Here is an 18216-nt window from a genome sequence, read left to right on the forward strand (position 1 = left end):
CAAGGAACAAACATAGTAGTTCGTTCCCATTCACTATCCTACAGATTACAAATACGATGATGTCCCTAGAGGAGGTATACGTATACAGTCTATTCTGTCCATCCAAAACTCTCTGTTGTCAGAAATCGCTCCTTCTCTTGTACTAAAAGCACCAACAAATCCATTCCCCACTAGAACAGGAGTTAGTTCGTCCAACATTATCTTTTGGTTAACTCCACCACCAAAAGCAGGCGTATACCAGATCGGGTTTATACCTAAAACACTTTTCATCCAATCTTTACAAGGACCAATTTCAATATCATAAAATTCCTGTGGATCACCATTGTACGGAATATGATTATGAGCATGCACGCCTATAGTCATTCCTGCCTGGCTCATTTCGACTATTTCTTCTTTACTTATATAAAAATCATTTATAAATTTTTGCTTGTCGGGAAACAAGGACTGAAAAATAGACTCAAGAAAGACAGTTGCTTCCGTAACAGATAATTTAAAATTAAGCATAAATTTATTGTATCTGCGGAGTTTCTTCTGTTCATACTTATAGATTTGGCTTTCTTCTTCCACACCGCTCGTATCATACGTCCCACTCAGTAATTCCCACAACTCTTCATCGGATTTGAAAGAGAGCACCGTGTGTACCAAATGAACTAATGGAACGTTACCTGTGATGTGTGGACCAGACATGATCGTAAAATATGCAGGAATTCCTTTTCTTTTCAAGATGTCATAAGCAACCGTATATTGATCCTTGGTACCATCATCAAACGTTAATACACACCATGGTTGTGAATTATACTTATCAATTTCATCTAATGAGATAATTTTATGAGTCTTACTAATTAAATCAAGCTGCACTTCAAAATCATGGGGATGCATGGGAACAATCCCATCCCATCCCTTTTTCTCACGTACATAGTGATACATCGCAGCAATATTACCCATTATTAATTCCATCCTTTAGGAAGTGGCCAGATGTTAGGACGATCCATATCTCCGTCAGTTTTAACAAGATATATATCATTCACTTCCATATTTTGAAAACCATCTTCATTACTTTTCATTTTCCATACAAAATTAATGGGATTAACACGATAACGAAAAGGCTGAAACAGACCTGCAAGTCCACATTCCTCTGGAGTGTAGTCAATATTTTGTTTTTTAAACCCAATAGATTCCAGGACATGTTCTAAACGATTTGAACTTAACTGATAATCTGCAGCAACGCACCCTTGGTTTCGGCCCCATGATAAAACTCCGCGTACCATCTCAATCAAGCCATGATCTAATGCCCCTTCCCAGACATCAGCATTAGCCGGAATGATTTCTATAATCCTTAATACTTTTGTACCGTGGACACTCTCTTCGGGAGCATATACTCGATCTACACGTGCAACTACAATCCCTTCAACAGCAGGATCACCAAAAAACAAATACTTATAGCCCGCACTATTTATATATCTCCATTCCCAAAAGGAGGCGCTACGATACTGCGAAAGTGCAAAACGGTGTTGTATACTTTTAATGTACAATTGTTCCAACTTTTTACCAGTAATATTGGATATAGGACTGTATAAATGTATCAATCTCGCCTCAACATCCGACAACCATTGTTCAATACTCGCTTGATCAAGCGGGTCCTTTAGTAAATTCACATAACCGTTCACGTCGAGCGGGATGACATAACGGTTCAAATGATCTGAATAGGAATACCCCATACGCTCATACATAGGTACCACTTGAAGATTACAACCTAAGGTCAAGCACACCGAATTGTACTTTTCAGCTTCTTTCATAAGCATAATACCCAAGCCACTGTTTTTATACTTCTCTGATACAATCCACATGGCGAAACTGATACCTTTATATTGTTCTCCGTTAGAACTATACTCACCAGGAATGACCCCAAGGAATCCCTCAATACAACCATTGTCAATCAGCAGTAAACTTTCCGATAAACCATTCTCGTCAATCCGATACTGCCAATCAAACAGTTCTTTATTATAGATAGCATGCTCTGGGGACCAATTAATTCTCATAAACGCAACCAGCGACTCATAATCAGAATCTCTATATTTCACAATTTCCAATAGCTTTTCTCCCTCCTTTTCATGCATTATATTTTTCTACATAACATTTTGAAGAAAATCTTAATTATGAATATTATTCAAAATATGCAAAATGCTTTGCACTGAATCTATATTAGCTATTTCATCAATGGGAATAGACACATTAAAATTAGCTTCAAGTTCCATTACTAAATTCAATTGATTGAGCGAATCCCAATTTTCAAAGTCACTTTTTACCGATTCCAACGTCACTTTTTCGACAGGAATTTTCATAATTTTGGATATTATGGATTGGACCAACTCAAATTTATTCAAAAAGAGCACTCCTTAAGTAAGATATGATGAGGTAGAAATATCTCTCCTAGATTTAAATCATTGTTTTTAGATACATCCCTATACTTCTTTGAAATAAAGTCATAAAAGGGTTTATTCTTTTCTGTCTTTACATACGTAGCCTTAATATTATGAACTGAAAAATACTTGGCAACTAAATAAAGCATTGCTTCCTCAATCCCCTTGCCCATGACACGACAACTCATAACAAAATCATGGATTTCAGCCTGACCTTCATCATCACATGAAACCGAAATCAGTCCTGTATAACCTGCATTTCCAAATTTGTCTTCCACCTCAAATAAGATTGCATGATTATTCGGCAGCTCATTCCAAGACCAATACTCTTCAATAGTGAACCTGCGGGTTGCCATGTTAAACTGATTCGTTTTATTGATTAGTTGGACAGCCCTCGTTAACAATAATTTATCTAATTTATGTGGAGTCACCTTAATTTCAAGTGAATGAAGCCACTCTTCCAATGAGCCTACGTTTAACTTTATCGACTCCCGTTCTTGTTCCTGTTTGAACCAGTCTGTTCGTTTACGATCCTCCAACGTTATAGCAGGAGTCTCAAAACAATCCAATCGGCTAATAAAAACAGGATACTGGGTAAAATCAACCGGTAGGTCAGGTACATAAATCTCAGGAAGAGCCTGCTTTATACGATCCCTCTCAGATGGATTATCATCCAGAAACACAACAGATTGCAGACCCAGATTAAGTTCCTTTACAATTTCAACAACATTGGCAGCTTTGTCGTTCCAGTTGATTCTAATTGAAGAAAAATCCTTTCTTCTCAGTATCATGTCCGGGTGCTGTTCTATCATTTCTAATGCTACCGATTCACTGTTTTTACTGCAAATAGCCAGAATAATACCTCGGCTACTTAATCTGTGCAATTCTTGCTGAAAAAGTTTGAAGCTCTCACCAACTGGATCTATCCCTCCCAGTTTGATGTTGTCAATGCCATCGTCACCAATCACGCCACCCCAGAGTGTATTATCCAGATCACAGATAATTAGCTTTTTACTTTGTCCGTATAGTCCGCTAATGACTGATTTAAGCTCATTAGATACAAAGAGAAAAAAATCACGAGAGAACGGAATTTTTCCAAGTGCATACATTTTAGCATCGTAGCTTTTTTGCTGGATTGCTGCATACCAATAGGAAGAATCAAGAATAATAACATGATCATGTTTTTGTAGTCGCTCTGAAAGACGTAGATTCATTTGCATAAGCACATTATTTAATCCTACATTATGCTTTAATGTCATTGATTGTATCCAACGGTAATGAGGTGGAAGCGACCAGGACACCACAAACATATGTTTGACTTTCTTTTCCGCCCCGATAATAAGCTCGCAAAATTGATCAACTTCGTTAAGGACATCACCGATATTAAATTCCTTATAATCCATCAGTTTATTAAACGAAGGGATTACTTTCTCAGGGCTTGTCCATAAAAGCAACATATCCTTTTTTTCCGACCATACAGAGTGTTCAGAATCCATAAGAACCTGATTTACTTGATTATAAGGGGCCTCAGTCACCTCTAACGTGAAATCTGCAAAAGATCCCTCTAGAAAACGAACCATTGGATTTAGATTTGAATCAGAGAGGATTAATAGTTTGTTTTTTTTCATTTTATTGTCATCCCCCATAAATCAATGCTCAAATTACTTCATAATGGCGACACTACCACATAAGTCACTTATAGGCGTATACTTAACACCATGTTCTCTACAATACTCTCTAACTGCCTGTTTTACACCGTGGAATCGAGTACTATTATAGTCATGGATTATAATGTATCCTCCCTCCGACATCTTAGGATAGAAAAATTTCAATCCTTCAAGAATAGGTTGATATAAATCAACGTCGAGACTAACAAATGCAAAAGTTTCATTCACATCAATTGCTGATTCTGGAAAATAACCTTTTTTCACAATACAATTTTCTTTATACATCATTTTATTCAGAACTAAGTCCACATCCGAATTGCAAAATTCTCCTGCTACCGAGTTTGAAAAATCCCCTTTATTCTCGTTATCAATATCCTTTTGGTCAAAACCGCTAAAGGTATCGAATAAATATAGTTGACGATCAGGAAATACCCGGTTAATATATTTAGAAAATTCTCCCTTAAACACACCGAGCTCTGCTACACTTCCCCTTACTCCGCACTCATTTATTTCATCAGCAATCTGGCGTAATAGAGCCAGCCTAGTATCAAATTTCAGGCTCATGTAATAGTCGATAATTTTTCCCTTTTCAATGAGCAGGTCTTCAGTAAGCTGTTTATACACTGCTTCTCCATGAATATTGGCTATGATGACATAATCAAATTCGAGTTTATAGATCTCATTTGGAGCGATAACAGATTTGGACAGGAAGCTTGAGCCTTGTTTATTGGCATCATTGTCAGTAAAGGCAACAACTTCAAATTGATCACTTAATAGATAGTAAACACGAAGTCCCCCATCACCCGCACCAAAAATAACCACTTTTTCTTTATCAGCCAAATTTCTACACCCCTCTTGAAATAACTATTATGAACTAGTTGAATGAATACTCTTTCCCATACAAGGTCATAGCGATACTATTCAAACGATATATTACATTCATTGAAAAAAAGCCTTTATTTGAACGATGACAAAGCTCTGCTCACCCACCGTCATGTTTGTTCCGGAGGGCAAACAAATCCCCTGCTCAAATAGTTTTTTACTAATATCCACACTACTTTCATGAGCAAAATATTCAGCGTCTTTAAAAAGTGGCTGTAGATGTAGCGGCTTCCAGACCGGACGAGATTCAATGTTATCTTTTCCTAAATATCCTATTAAATCACTAACACTGCCACCAGTAATTTCAGGGTCGATTGTCATAGTAGTCAGCCATCGAGTAGATTTCCCAAAGCTCTTTTCCGGCATAAACTCTACTCCATCCATTCCCGATAGCTCGTTGCTGTACTTTTTAAAGACTTCTCGTTTCCGCTGAATACGCTCGTCCAACACACGCAGTTGTCCTCGCCCTATACCAGCCAGGACATTGCTGAGACGATAATTGAAACCTACATCCTCATGCTGATAATGTATTGCCTTTTCCCTCGCTTGGGTTGCGTAATGCCGCGCTCTACTTAGGGCTTCTACATCATCTGAAACCAGCATGCCTCCGCCGGAAGTGGTAATAATCTTATTTCCATTAAATGAGAGGATTCCGAATTTCCCTAGTGTTCCACTCATTTGCTTGCCATAGGTTGCTCCGAGCGATTCTGCAGCATCTTCTACAATTGGCACCTCGTAATAATCACATATTTTTCTCAAGCGATCGTAGTCTGCACTCTGTCCGTACAAATTGACTATGACTACAGCTTTAGGCTTCTTTCCCTTATCCGCATAAGTCTTGAATGCACGCTCCAGCGCCTCAGGGGACATATTCCAACTATCCGGTTCCGAATCAATAAAGACAGGAATTGCACCTTGATATAGGATCGGATTAGCACTGGCAACAAAGGTAAGCGAAGAACAAAAAACAATATCATCTTTCTCCACTCCAAGTAATATCAAAGACAAGTGAATTGCTGCTGTTCCAGAACTCAGGGCAACTGCACCTCCACACCCCAAGTAACTTGCCATCTCTGCTTCAAAAGCGTCTACATTTTTGCCGAGTGGAGCAATCCAATTGGTTTCGAAGGCCTCTGCGATATATTGTTGTTCAAACCCGCCCATATGCGGCGAAGATAAATAAATTCTGTCTCGGTTGGACATTTCGTTTCATCCCTTATCGTTATCAGTTTTGATTACTCTGGCCGGACAACCTACAGCTATTACATTCTCTGGTAAATGACGGATGACGCATGAACCGGCACCGACGAGAGTATTTCCCCCTACACGGATACCTGGTATAAGACTTGCACCTATCCCGATATGAGCACAGCGCCCAATCTGAACGTTGCCTGCCATATGTACACCTGGGGAAATATGTGCGAAGTCTTCTATTCGACAATCGTGATCTATAGTAGCCGCTGTATTAACAATGACGTGCTCGCCGACATACGCGTCGGCATTAATAACTGAATTAGGCATGATAACTGAGCCCTCTCCAATGAATGCACTAGGTGCAATTACAGCGCTTGGGTGAACAGCAGTTCCAAATTTGACTGCAGCAGCTTTTAATTGACTTACAATCTTCATTCTAGTTGCATTGTCTCCAATGGCTACAATGAACAGCGCTTCGGGATACAGAGATAATAGTTGATCAATCTGATTACGATTCCCCAAGATCGGAAATCCGTTCCATTTTTCTTCTTTGCAGCGGTCATCAAGAACTCCAATGATTTCTTCACCACAAGCCCGTAAAATATCGACGATGACCTTGGCATGTCCTCCTGCTCCAAAAACAATATAGCTCAAGGCCGATCCTCCTTAATAGGTAATGGTCTTTTGGATAAGCTGCTCTGACTTGGATGTTCGTTTCAATATATCCACGATGCGAGAGCTGGTGTTATCTCTACTGTAAATATTGTCGGCTGCTTTAACAATTTGCTGGAAAGGCTCAGACATTGCGTACATCATTGCAGAAGCCAATTCGAGCTCATCAGCTGCAATATCTATTGTGTTCGCAGAACGCTCTCTCCCTGTCTGGCGAGTTCCGATATTAATGACTGGAACATGAAAAGAAGCAGCCTCAATAATCCCCGATGAAGAATTTCCAATTAATATTTTTGCATTCTTCAATATCGTCAAATAATCAAGCTGCTCAAAACTGGTTACAAGATGCATCCCTTCTCTTGCAGCAAAACGATTATATATACCAACGATAGCGTCAGCTCCAGCATCCGAATTAGGCATCACACAGATTACCTCATTCTCACCAGCCAAAAGAACTTCTAGCATCTTACCAAGGATGCGCATATCCGCTTCTTCCGTGGTGACAGAATGGTAGGCGAATAACACATAATCGCCAGCTATATTAAGGTCGTATTTACGTTTCGTTCTCTCTAGCCCAGGCAGGGATGTATTCATCATCGTTTCAATTCTCGGAGCACCGACTACATGAATTCTCCACGGTTCTTCGCCAAGCCTGATCAGGCGCTCTCTGCTTCCATTTGTAGCCACAAAGTGAATGTGAGCCAACTTACTAATCGCATGCCGAACCGACTCATCAATCGTGCCGGATACTTCTCCACCATGTAAATGAACAAGCGGGATGTTCATGTGAGAGGATACAATCGCAGCTGCAAGCATTTCTCCCCGATCTCCTAATACCACGACGAAATCTGGCTCCAAAGCTTCTATGGCTTGCGTCATGCCCATGATTGCTATTCCAATAGAGCGAGACATATTGGCATGAGTAGATCCTTGCAGCAGACAGTCTACCTTGGCAGATACACGAAATCCGTCCTTTTGAATAGCGTCCAATGTATACCCATGCTGTGGAGATAAATGCATTCCTGTAGCCAACAGGTGGAGCTCCAGAGCACGCTCTTCCTCAATAGCCCGCAAAATCGGATAGTATATCCCATAATCAGCCCGCGTTCCGGTAATCACCAATACTTTCTTCATTGTACGTCATCCCATGACAACAAATAGTCTTCGTGTACATCCTTTAAAAGCTGCTTACCGATCAGATCATCATAATATTTAGGCTTTATTCCGGTGCCTGGGCGCTTGATGACCAGATCTTCTTGAGTTAATAACTGGCCTGCCTTTTTCGCTTTTGCCACCACTACACTTTTTCTTGCAACAGCTCTGGTGCTTTCCTCCGAGGGCATACACCTTTTAACACCATCCCCTAGAGCCTGCTCCACATTCCGAATCGCAAGAACCATCTTTGAAAAGTCAGCAGGCTCTAGTGAAGCCTTATGGTCAGGACCTGGAAGCGTTCGATCCAGCGTAAAATGCTTTTCGATAATTCTCGCTCCCAATGCCGAAGCCGCTACAGCGATCTCAATTCCGGCCGTATGATCCGAATATCCCGTGACCTTGTCAAAAGCGGTAGCTATTGTCTTCATAGCCAGCAGGTTAACATCTTCCAAAGGTGCCGGATAGTCAGAAGTACAGTGTAGCAATAGTACCTCGCTTTGTTTGAATGCTTGTAACGATTCTCCAATCTCATCCAGATTGGACATTCCGGTAGATAGAATAATCGGTCTTCCATAGCTATCGAGCTTCTGAAGGAAGGGAATGTTGTCCATATCTCCTGATCCAACCTTGAATGCATCAATCTGAATTGAATTCAGAAATTCAGCACTTTCTTCATCAAAAGGTGTAGAAAGGAAATCTATCCCTTTATCCTCACAGTACTTTTTCAAAAGAACAAAATCCTCAAAGCTCAATTCCAGTTGTTTTAACATGTCCAGTTGGGATTCAGCGGATTGAGTATTTTCCGTCTGATAATCAGCCTTCTGTGCGTACTTGGTTACCAGTTTTTCGCTTTTAAAGGTCTGGAATTTCACCGCATCGGCACCGCATGAAATCGCTTGATCAATACATTCAAATGCAAGCTCCAATGAACCGTTATGGTTTACTCCTACCTCTGCAATAATATAGATGGAATGGCTTCCCTTATTGGATAAGAAATTCTGCATGTTATATACTCCCTCCTTACTGCGAGGATTCCTTGTGGTTGGATTCTCTCCAAAAAAACTCTGCCATTTTTAAATCAAACTCGTCATCTATGTCAACAGATCGCTCTTTGGGCATTATGTAGCCATAATTATGACGTCCAACCGTAGTACCGCTGTTCATCAACAAATCTCTTTTTACGATATAGATGGCTCCATTTAGAGCATACAGCTCTTTCAGATCTTGTCTCCTCAAATGCTCCCTTTCACCCTTCAGATAAGGCGTAAGCTGTCCGTTATCCAACTCCCTTAGCAGGTAGGGCTGTGCTCCTGACAAAGTAACACTCTGCAGTGAATCAGCCTGATTACTTAAGAATAACGTATACGCCTCTGTGATATCCTTTGCATTTCGCAATGGAGATGTGGGTTGAAGCAGCATAATAACATCAAAAAATTGATTCTTGATCTGTTCATAAAATTCAACAGCATGCTTCAATACATCAATGCTCTTAGCCTCATCGGTAGCCAGCTCCGCAGGTCTTATAAATGGAACAGCTGCTCCGGCTTGACCTGACACATGGGCAATTTCTTCGCTATCTGTAGTAACTACAACTTCGTCTATACAACCACTGTTCAGCGCCGCTTCAATACTATACTGAATGAGTGGTTTACCATGTAATAATCTAATGTTTTTACCGGGCAGACCTTTTGACCCACCCCGAGCAGGAATAACCGCCAAGCATTTGTGATTACACATCATACAGCACCTTTTGTAAAACCCAAGCCATTCTGTTCAATCAGCTCTCGAATAGCTTTCGGAAAAATCCGTGGTGCAGTCATCGAAGAATATTCTTGACGAATCGCCTTTTGAAAACCAGCGTATTCCTGCTCTGCTGTGTGAAATAACGAAGGAATGATATACATTTCTCCGTTCTCCAACGCTCTTTCCGATTCCTCAAGCGACATTAGCTCTTCATATAGCTTCTCACCCGGCCTGATTCCGGTCTCAATGATTTTTCCACAATAGGGCTTACCGACCGCCTCTTCATACGAATCAACCAAGCATTGGGCCAAATCCGTAATTTTGAGAATCGGCATTTTCAGTACAAATACTTCTCCGCCCTGCGAATAGTGCGCCGCATCTACGACCAATTGAGCGGCTTGAGGAATAGACATCATAAATCGAGTCATCTCTGTATGTGTGACCGTCACCGGTATCCCTTTAGCAATCTGATCACGAAATAATGGAATAACGGAGCCTCTGGAGCCCATAACATTTCCAAAGCGGACACAAGAGAAGATGGTACGCTTGCTCCCTTTATACAAGTTGGCGGCAGAAATTAAACGTTCTGATAGCAGCTTCGTAGCCCCCATCGTATTCGTTGGGTTTACCACTTTATCTGTGCTTATGGCTACTACTTTTTCTACATTATGCTCAATAGCCGTCTCTATCAGATTTTGTGCGCCAATAACATTCGTTTTCACTGCTTCCATAGGGTTATACTCGCATGCAGGCACATGTTTGAGAGCCGCAGCATGAAAAATATAATCCACATCCTCCATGGCGTAGCTCAGTCTTTGCTTGTCCCTGATATCACCAATCAGATAGCGTACATTCGTAAATTCTTTTAATTCCTGCTGCAGATCAAACTGCTTGCTCTCATCTCTGCTAAAAATCCGTAGGGCTTTAGGGTTATACGATAAAATATTACGTACAATTTCACTGCCAATTGAGCCCGTACCGCCTGTAACCAGTACAATCTTGTTGGTAAACATATTAACCTCCGGAGTGTAAGACAATTAGTTTTTTAAGTCAATGCATCGCTGTTTGATTTTCTGTCCACACGTTGAATCGATTCCAATAACATTTCTTCGAGTATTGGAATTTGTGCTGTGATATCCTGCAGCAGATTACCCAGATGCTCATAGATTAGATCAGACTTCCGGGTCAACTGATGTTCTGTCACAATCACAGGGAGTACCTGATCAAAACGTGCAATTTGGATAGGGATAATAGACTCAAATATAGGTGAGAACCATTCCCTGTTCGCAATTGATCCCCACATCTGCTCTATGGATTCCACCATACTTTGAGCCTTTGCTGGTTTAGTCCGGCTAAATTCGCGTATTTTTTTCATCAGCTTATGAATTGCTGTAATCTCAGAACGTACATTGGAAAGATCTTCGACTGTCGCTATCAGCTTATCTCTGACATCTAGCACCTTATTCATATCAGCAGCAATCTTTTTTTTATTTATTAAATCGGCTATTGCATTAGGATCAACAGATTCTGAAGCTAACCATTTATATATCTCTTCCATCGGTTCGTATGGGGCTCCCTCAATCACTGCACCATTTCGAGTTGAATTGACGAATTCAATCCTTGGAAGAGCAGTAATCAGATTTTCAAGCCCATCCTTCATCAGGGAAAAGCTCTCATCTATAGTGTTGTATGTCCCCTTTACATTTAGCACTTTTTTAGGTGCTTCGTGCACAATCTTATCTGTAGTTTCGGCTGCAAAGTGCTCTATCCCATCTGCATAAAACTTGTTATCAGGGAACGACAAATCCTGGCCTGCAAGTATGATCCGTTTAGCCCCTAGACAGGCTGCAACTTGTATAGCCGTTCCTGCAACCGTTTCTGTAGGGGATATAAAGAGCTCCTCTTTACTGAGTCCAAAGAAATACTGAGATACAGCATCACTTTTCATAATACTGTGAACTTTCCCCGCGCAGTTCTGATCAGAAATTTCATAATAAGATGAGGAGGTAAACAATAAAGGCTGTTCCCTTGCTACAGAAGAAGCAAAGATCTTCTTATTGACTGGATGACCATCCATAATAACAGCAAGGTGAGGCTGTATTCCATGCTTTATTAATGCCTGAATGCTGGAGCCTGCTGAAATAATCAATACATGAGGACGTAATTTTTTCAGCCATTCGATATCGTCCTGTAAAGATGGACCCGATGATACAACAACTACTGTTGAACCTTCAAAAGCATAAAAAAGTCGCTCAATGGAAGGACTGTATAAAACATCAGAAAGGTGATAAAGATAATTCCGAGTCCATTCTTCTCGAAAACGATTCTCTGTATGTTTATCTACCAAGAAGCTATGACGATATTCCTGAAATTGTCCCTTTACTTCACGTAGCTTACTCATATCATCTGATAAATACTTACGCAGCGCGATAAACCCCAAATCTTCCATCATGTAACTACTCAACATATGAAACATCATATTGAGCTGAGACTCACCAACGGATAGCCAGTACAAATTGGGATGCCCCAGCAAAAGACTGAGGTCATACTCCGTCACGGCCTTCCGAAAAAGCTGCTCATCCGGCTCGTATACAAACAGCCAGTGATTTGGGTACAATTCGAGGAGATCAGCAATACTGAGTCCCCGTTCAAATCCATATACAAAAATGATTTTCCCGTTTCCAATAGCCCCTTCAACAGCATTAAGCCAAGCCGTATCTCTTTCAAAAGATTCATTAAACAAAGATGTAGATAATTCATTATCCGATATTCCTTTTATTTTCGTTGCAACATGAGGAAACCTCTGCTCTAGAATTGTATGGTTTATTTGTAGTTGAGACAAGGTAATACCACCGTTTCGCAATAATATTTGTTAATTAGTATATCGGATTTACTCTTAATGGAATGAACCTTTTCACAAAAAATACCCCCATTCTAAATCGAATGGGGGAGACGGGACTGACGTTCCATCATGTATCTTTTATTTTCGATGATCAATAAACAAACTGTCTACGGAATAAGATTTCTGGTATGCATGCTGCTGCACACGAATGGCTCCACGTTTCTCCATCCAATGACCTGCTTCATCCTTAAGTTCATGCATACGCTGTAAAATTACCGAATCGTGACTTAAAATATCACGAATTTTCTGCTTATCATTTTCCGTTATCAACGGCAGAAAGGACTGCATCTGTTCTACTATGCGCTGCCTTTGATCTGCAAACTGTTCAAACTCTTCCTCACTTAAATTTATAAGGTTAGATAACACTGCTTCTGTCCTATGTTGCAGTTCTTCAAGGAGTACTTGCATATTAGAATCTGCCATTACACACTACCAACTACACCAGGCATTTTCATGGCTTCCAACCAAGCTTCCCGTAGGTCAGTCAAATGTTCCAGCACTTCTTGTGCCGGAGCGGCTATTTTGTGAACATTCGCCTCGATCAACTCATGCAGCATATATTCATACACTCGCAATAAGTCATGGGATATTGGATACTCAAAATTCAACGCAGATATCAACTCGTGTACAATAGCCTGCGCTTTACACAAATTATTATTTGCTTTCTCGTTATCCTTATTCTCTATCCCCTCAATCCCCGCACGAACGAAACGAATAGCCCCATCGTACAGCATAATCAGCAATTTAGGCTTGGATGCAGTTTGCGCTTGAGTCTGCCGGTATTTCTGATAGGGTGTATTGATCAATTGTAAAACCTCCTTTATGACGACATGCCTGTAAGATTCGAAGATGTACTATTATACTTGCTTATTGCCGTTTCCATCGCGGTGAATTTTTTGTAATAGTTGGTTTCAATCATCGTTAGACGGCTTGTCATGGCAGTAATTCGACGGTCCAGACTCAATAATTGCTCTCCCATTGTGCTCGTAGAAATAAATGAAGCGGTTAGTTCCTTACTAACTTTTGAAGTACCGGCTGTATCGGCCATTCTTTGAAGTGAGGTATTCGAAATCTTTTTAAGTTTAGCAAGCACACCATCTTGCTGTGTATATTTATTAGTTAACAGGGTACTTGAGTCCTGTTTCCCGAAAAAGTTCGTGACAATATCCGGGTCTTTTTCAACCGCTGCACGCAATTTGTCTGCATCCAAAATTAGCTTACCTTTAGTATCATACGTCCCCGTAGTGATTCCAAGCTCAGACATCATTAATGGCTTATTCTTACCATTTGCATCAACTCTGCCGATATCTACGCCTTGAATCATGGCATTACGCATTTCAGATAATGTATCCTGCAGGATAGGATCGTTTCTAAGCATGCCACTCTTGGCCTTGTTTGTCCAGAGCTTGACTTCATCATCGCTCATATCGGCTTTTTGTTCCGTCGTAAGCGGAGCGTATTTTTTAAATCTCTCCTCACTAACCTTGCCATTGAGTGTAGCGAGAACATCATTATATGCATCGACAAAACTTTGAATATTTTCCACAATCTTATCGGTATCTTTGGTAGCTTCGATCCTTGTCGCAGCACCACCGGCTGCCTTCAGCGTAATATCAATGCCATTAATGGTAAAATTATTAGATGACTTTTTGACTTCAAGTCCATTTACCTTTAGCACAGCATCGGTTCCGTTTGTCGAAGACAGTTTAAACTCACTACTAATTTGAGCATCGATATTGAATGCTTGGGAACCGGTGGCTTTACTTGTTAATGACAAACCAGACTTGGCATCGTACAGAGCAGTTACTCCAGCCTTACTGTTATCATTAATTTTTTTGACAAATGATTCAATCGTTTCGTTTGCATCCACATCAATGGTGGCCCCACCAACCTGAACCGTACGAGCTGCCCCGTCTGCAAATGCAAGCTCAGTGCTTGCCTTTGCAGACCATGAGCTGTCTGAGACAGATCTTGCAGCAGTAGCAAGATTTGTTACCGAGATATCCAATACTCCACTGGCAGACGATGAAGCTGATGCAGTCAACGCGTCACTATTTCCCGTTACTGTTACTTTCTGCGGATTCATTGAAGCAGTACGGCTTAATGTCGTGAGTTTATCTTGTAGAAATGAAACAATTTTAGTACTGGACTCACGATAGTTTTCTCGTTTCCATTCCATTAGCTGCTTTTGTTGATTCAGCTTATCGAGCGGTACACGCTCAGCAGTCATCAGCTTTTTGACCACTGCATCAATATCCAGGCCTGAGCCTGAGAGACCACTTATTCTAGTTACCATGATTGTATGTCCCCCTATACTTTTTTATCAATAATGATTCCTGCAATTTCCATCATTCTAGCGGCTATATCCAAAATTTTCTCGGGAGGTACCTCACGAATCAGATCGCCAGTTTCCTTGTTCATCACTTTTATCATGATTGCATGTGTCTTTTCATGCACAGAGATCTCAAATGTCTTCTGTGGGCCTTGAATAGCATCAATTGCTTTCTGTAGTTCCAAAACTGCTTCCTCATGTGTCGGCTGTTTCTGCGCTGTACTACCTATATTGGTTGTTTGGACAGCATCTTGTGCAACAGAATAATTTGTTTCGGCATCTGAAGGGGCTCCACGTTGTATTCCTGCTGATGGCTGAATCGGCAACAGATTTCCAGTGCTAGAGGGGATCATCGAGTCCATAGAATAACCTCCATTCATAGTTTTAGACACAATAAAACCGTTCTGTATTTGAAATGCCAATACATTATATATCGGTAAATGAGTACAATTATTTACGAAAAAGCTAAAATAAAAACAAAAAAAGATCCTGCGAGAAGCAGAATCTTTTTTTGCAAACTTATGTCGTTTAAAATTAACGCAGCAACGACAGTACGCCTTGTGGCGCGGAGTTTGCTTGTGACAACATGGATTGCGAAGCTTGCAGCAAGATGTTGTTTTTGGACAGAGCAACCATTTCTTTTGCCATGTCAGTATCACGAATACGGGATTCGGAAGCTGTCAGGTTTTCAACAGTTGTGCCCAAGTTGTTGGAAGTGTATTCCATACGGTTTTGCATAGCACCCAGGTTCGCACGTTGCTTAGCAACTTTTTCAATTGCTTTAGTTGTAGCAGACAAACTTACTGCAGAAGTAAGACCACGGATATCAGTGGAATCGATACCTTTAATAGTAAGAACGAACGCGTTATCATCAGCTTGGATTTTAACGCTTCCACCGGAAATCGCAATACCGTTGAATTTAGTGTTGGACAGGATTGCATCAATTTGACCGCCCAATTGACCAAGTTCTGCTTTGATGTTGGATTTATCGCCAGCGCTGTAAGTATCATTGAGTTGTTGAACGCTCAGCTCTTTCATACGAGTCAACATGGAGGATACTTCGTTCATTGCACCCTCAGCTGTTTGTGCGAAAGAGATACCATCTTGAACGTTACGTTGTGCTTGTTCCAGACCACGGATTTGACCGCGCATTTTTTCGGAAATAGAGAGACCAGCAGCATCGTCAGCTGCACGGTTGATACGCAGACCTGAAGACAATTTTTCCATGTTTTTACTTGCTGCTGAGTTGTTCAATTGCATGTTACGGTGTGTATTTACTGCAGGTAAGTTGTGATTGATAATCATTTTAAATTTCCTCCCTGAAATGGTTTGATTCCCACATCCTTGTGGTATAAGCGTCTTCACAGGTCGGCCGCCCTGAAGAATTACCGCTCTAAATTATATATCGACCCTGAGAGTAGATTTGTTTATAGCATTTCGACTTTTTTTCGAAATATTTAATTAGTAAGTGAGCACTTTATGTTTTAAAACAAAATCGATAAATTAAAATACTACTAGCTTCATATAAGACCGACATACCAAACCGTATACATTATCGTTAAGTCGTCAAACTCGAATCAGGAATTCCTCTCCTTCATCGCGCTCATAGCACTTTGAATGGCATTCGTATCCATAACCGCAAATTGATTATTTTGCTGAATAGCCTCAAAGACTTCCTTTCGATAGATATCAATATCCTTAGGAGCAGAAATACCAATTTTAACGGTATCGCCTTCGACAGAAAGAACAGTGACAACAATATCATTCTGAATTACAATGGATTCGCCCTTTTTTCGTGTTAATACCAGCATTAGGACTCACCGCCTTCGCTTGACTCCGTTCTATTCCATAATGGGTGCTTAATTGTATACTTTGTATTCTGTAGAATAATTTGCTTTCCTGTATGGTGTTCAATATTAAAAATTAAAGGGGCCAGCAAATTAACCGTTGTTTTGGATTGATCACTGTTCCATGTACAGATACATCGTACTGATATCTGTTCCTGACTTGTAATTCCAATATCCTTCAGGGCATCATCAGATAGCTCAAATTCATAATCTTCAAAAAAATCAAATGGATTTACGGTAATAAAAATAGTAGCTGGCTGCTCTACTGCACTAAAAAGGCTAAATAATTCATTATGCTCCTGTAGTTGAAATTCCCGAAGTTGTTCAAATCCCGGTATTCCTTTCGGAAACACATAAAGAGCAGTATTTGTACCTTGGGTTTCTTCATCTAACTTCTGTTTTGGGGTCATTAGTAACTCCTCCTGTATATAGTAACAAAAAAGCTACGGACCATTCGTCCATAGCTTAAGATTACAGATGTCAAAGATAAAATCAACTCATAAAGTCCATCAGAGATGGCTGCATGATTTTAGCAGATGATTTCAGGGCAGCCTCGTAAATGGTTTGGGCAGATGTAGCTTGAATCATCAGACTAGCAACATCAGCATCCTCCGTTTTAGCTTGAAGTGTCGTCAAATTTAAGTTGCGGTCATCCAAACGGGATTGTATCAGTTCAACCCGATTCGTGCGTGCACCCACTTCAGACAGACTTGTCTGCATTTTAGTAAAACGGGATTCAATACTTGTAAGTTGACCTGATATTGCTGCAGTATTACCGCTGCTCAGCGCAGAAGATAGATCATCCATGATCTTAAAAACATTATCGGCTTCTGTTGATTTCCCAAAAAAATCACTGCCGGAAGTGTTAACCCGAAACGCATCTTGATCCCCGACTGCATAACTAACAGCAGCTTGATCTGGATTAATCTGATCATAACTTGTTACCGTAGCTGATAGTTGATACGGAGCCTGATCATAATTCTGACCATTAAAGACATATTTCCCGCGAAGTTGACTATTGCCGATATTAACCAGTTGTTCTTTCAATTGATCTACTTCCAGCTTAATCGAATCCCGACCTGATTGAGGAAGCGTTTCGGTTGCACCCTCCACTGTCAACTCTTTAAGCCGTTTCATTACATCACTAGCCTGTTGCATAGTCGTATCAGTAAAATCTAACCAGCTAACAGCTGCATCTGAATTGGTCTTGTATTGTTCATTTGAAGCCAGCTCAGCTCTATAACGTAAAGCATAGGTTACTCCTACCGGATCATCTGAAGGTTTATTCAACTTACGACCTGTAGAAATTTGGTTTTCCATTTTACCCATATTACTATTATTCCGATTCAGGTTACTGAGCAGTTGCATATTGGTCATTCCTGAGGTTACTCGAATTGGCATA

20 protein-coding genes are annotated in these 18216 nt (G+C 40.5%); all 20 read right to left on the minus strand.

What is annotated here, in order from left to right; all coding sequences use genetic code 11:
• Positions 1-45: 45 nt before the first annotated feature.
• Entirely contained in the window at positions 46-945 is a 900-nt protein-coding gene (locus tag KQI_RS0125130) for a polysaccharide deacetylase family protein (protein ID WP_010349660.1), read from the minus strand.
• Positions 946-947: 2 nt separating this feature from the next.
• The gene (locus KQI_RS0125135) at positions 948-2081 is read right to left on the minus strand and encodes a GNAT family N-acetyltransferase (protein ID WP_241764020.1); all 1134 of its coding nucleotides are present in this window, start codon (positions 2079-2081) and stop codon (positions 948-950) included.
• A gap of 69 nt (positions 2082-2150) precedes the next feature.
• Positions 2151-2384, minus strand: a complete 234-nt coding sequence (locus tag KQI_RS0125140) for an acyl carrier protein (protein ID WP_010349662.1) — start codon at positions 2382-2384, stop codon at positions 2151-2153.
• The gene (locus KQI_RS0125145; RefSeq protein WP_010349663.1) at positions 2381-4048 is read right to left on the minus strand and encodes an HAD-IIIC family phosphatase; all 1668 of its coding nucleotides are present in this window, start codon (positions 4046-4048) and stop codon (positions 2381-2383) included. Before KQI_RS0125145 ends, KQI_RS0125140 begins: the two co-directional genes overlap by 4 nt.
• A 33-nt stretch (positions 4049-4081) precedes the next feature.
• On the minus strand, positions 4082-4927 hold the full coding sequence (locus KQI_RS0125150) for a TylF/MycF/NovP-related O-methyltransferase (protein WP_010349664.1): 846 nt from the start codon (positions 4925-4927) through the stop codon (positions 4082-4084).
• A 99-nt stretch (positions 4928-5026) separates the two neighbouring features.
• Positions 5027-6172 (minus strand): DegT/DnrJ/EryC1/StrS family aminotransferase, encoded by a 1146-nt coding sequence (locus tag KQI_RS0125155; protein WP_010349665.1) that lies wholly within the window; start codon positions 6170-6172, stop codon positions 5027-5029.
• Between the two features lie 6 nt (positions 6173-6178).
• A complete protein-coding gene (locus tag KQI_RS0125160; RefSeq protein WP_010349667.1) occupies positions 6179-6817 on the minus strand; it encodes an acetyltransferase in 639 nt (212 codons plus the stop codon).
• A 12-nt stretch (positions 6818-6829) separates the two neighbouring features.
• Positions 6830-7969 carry a UDP-N-acetylglucosamine 2-epimerase gene (gene neuC / locus KQI_RS0125165; protein WP_010349668.1) on the minus strand — a complete coding sequence of 380 codons (1140 nt, stop codon included), beginning with the start codon at positions 7967-7969 and terminating at the stop codon, positions 6830-6832.
• Positions 7966-8994: an N-acetylneuraminate synthase gene (gene neuB, locus KQI_RS0125170; protein ID WP_010349669.1), complete on the minus strand. Its 1029-nt coding sequence runs from the start codon at positions 8992-8994 to the stop codon at positions 7966-7968. Before neuB ends, neuC begins: the two co-directional genes overlap by 4 nt.
• Before the next feature lie 16 nt (positions 8995-9010).
• The gene (locus KQI_RS0125175) at positions 9011-9727 is read right to left on the minus strand and encodes an acylneuraminate cytidylyltransferase family protein (RefSeq protein WP_010349670.1); all 717 of its coding nucleotides are present in this window, start codon (positions 9725-9727) and stop codon (positions 9011-9013) included.
• Complete coding sequence (locus tag KQI_RS0125180; protein WP_010349671.1) at positions 9727-10746, minus strand: UDP-N-acetylglucosamine 4,6-dehydratase family protein; 1020 nt, start codon at positions 10744-10746, stop codon at positions 9727-9729. The genes KQI_RS0125175 and KQI_RS0125180 overlap by 1 nt, the downstream gene beginning before the upstream one ends.
• 32 nt (positions 10747-10778) lie before the next feature.
• On the minus strand, positions 10779-12575 hold the full coding sequence (locus KQI_RS0125185; RefSeq protein WP_029390339.1) for a motility associated factor glycosyltransferase family protein: 1797 nt from the start codon (positions 12573-12575) through the stop codon (positions 10779-10781).
• Positions 12576-12713: 138 nt separating this feature from the next.
• On the minus strand, positions 12714-13058 hold the full coding sequence (locus KQI_RS0125190; RefSeq protein ID WP_010349673.1) for a hypothetical protein: 345 nt from the start codon (positions 13056-13058) through the stop codon (positions 12714-12716).
• Positions 13058-13441 (minus strand): flagellar export chaperone FliS, encoded by a 384-nt coding sequence (gene fliS, locus KQI_RS0125195; RefSeq protein WP_010349674.1) that lies wholly within the window; start codon positions 13439-13441, stop codon positions 13058-13060. Before fliS ends, KQI_RS0125190 begins: the two co-directional genes overlap by 1 nt.
• Positions 13442-13455: 14 nt before the next feature.
• Complete coding sequence (fliD, locus tag KQI_RS0125200; RefSeq protein WP_010349675.1) at positions 13456-14931, minus strand: flagellar filament capping protein FliD; 1476 nt, start codon at positions 14929-14931, stop codon at positions 13456-13458.
• A gap of 14 nt (positions 14932-14945) precedes the next feature.
• On the minus strand, positions 14946-15329 hold the full coding sequence (locus tag KQI_RS0125205; protein ID WP_010349676.1) for a flagellar protein FlaG: 384 nt from the start codon (positions 15327-15329) through the stop codon (positions 14946-14948).
• A 172-nt stretch (positions 15330-15501) separates the two neighbouring features.
• Complete coding sequence (locus KQI_RS0125210) at positions 15502-16272, minus strand: flagellin N-terminal helical domain-containing protein (protein ID WP_010349677.1); 771 nt, start codon at positions 16270-16272, stop codon at positions 15502-15504.
• A gap of 272 nt (positions 16273-16544) precedes the next feature.
• Positions 16545-16778, minus strand: a complete 234-nt coding sequence (gene csrA / locus KQI_RS0125215) for a carbon storage regulator CsrA (protein WP_010349678.1) — start codon at positions 16776-16778, stop codon at positions 16545-16547.
• Positions 16778-17224, minus strand: a complete 447-nt coding sequence (locus KQI_RS0125220; protein ID WP_010349679.1) for a flagellar assembly protein FliW — start codon at positions 17222-17224, stop codon at positions 16778-16780. The genes csrA and KQI_RS0125220 overlap by 1 nt, the downstream gene beginning before the upstream one ends.
• Positions 17225-17306: 82 nt before the next feature.
• The gene (gene flgL, locus KQI_RS0125225) at positions 17307-18215 is read right to left on the minus strand and encodes a flagellar hook-associated protein FlgL (RefSeq protein ID WP_010349680.1); all 909 of its coding nucleotides are present in this window, start codon (positions 18213-18215) and stop codon (positions 17307-17309) included.
• Position 18216 lies beyond the last annotated feature (1 nt).

Origin of the sequence: Paenibacillus peoriae KCTC 3763 (genome assembly GCF_000236805.1) — a bacterium.
GTDB lineage: Bacteria > Bacillota > Bacilli > Paenibacillales > Paenibacillaceae > Paenibacillus > Paenibacillus peoriae.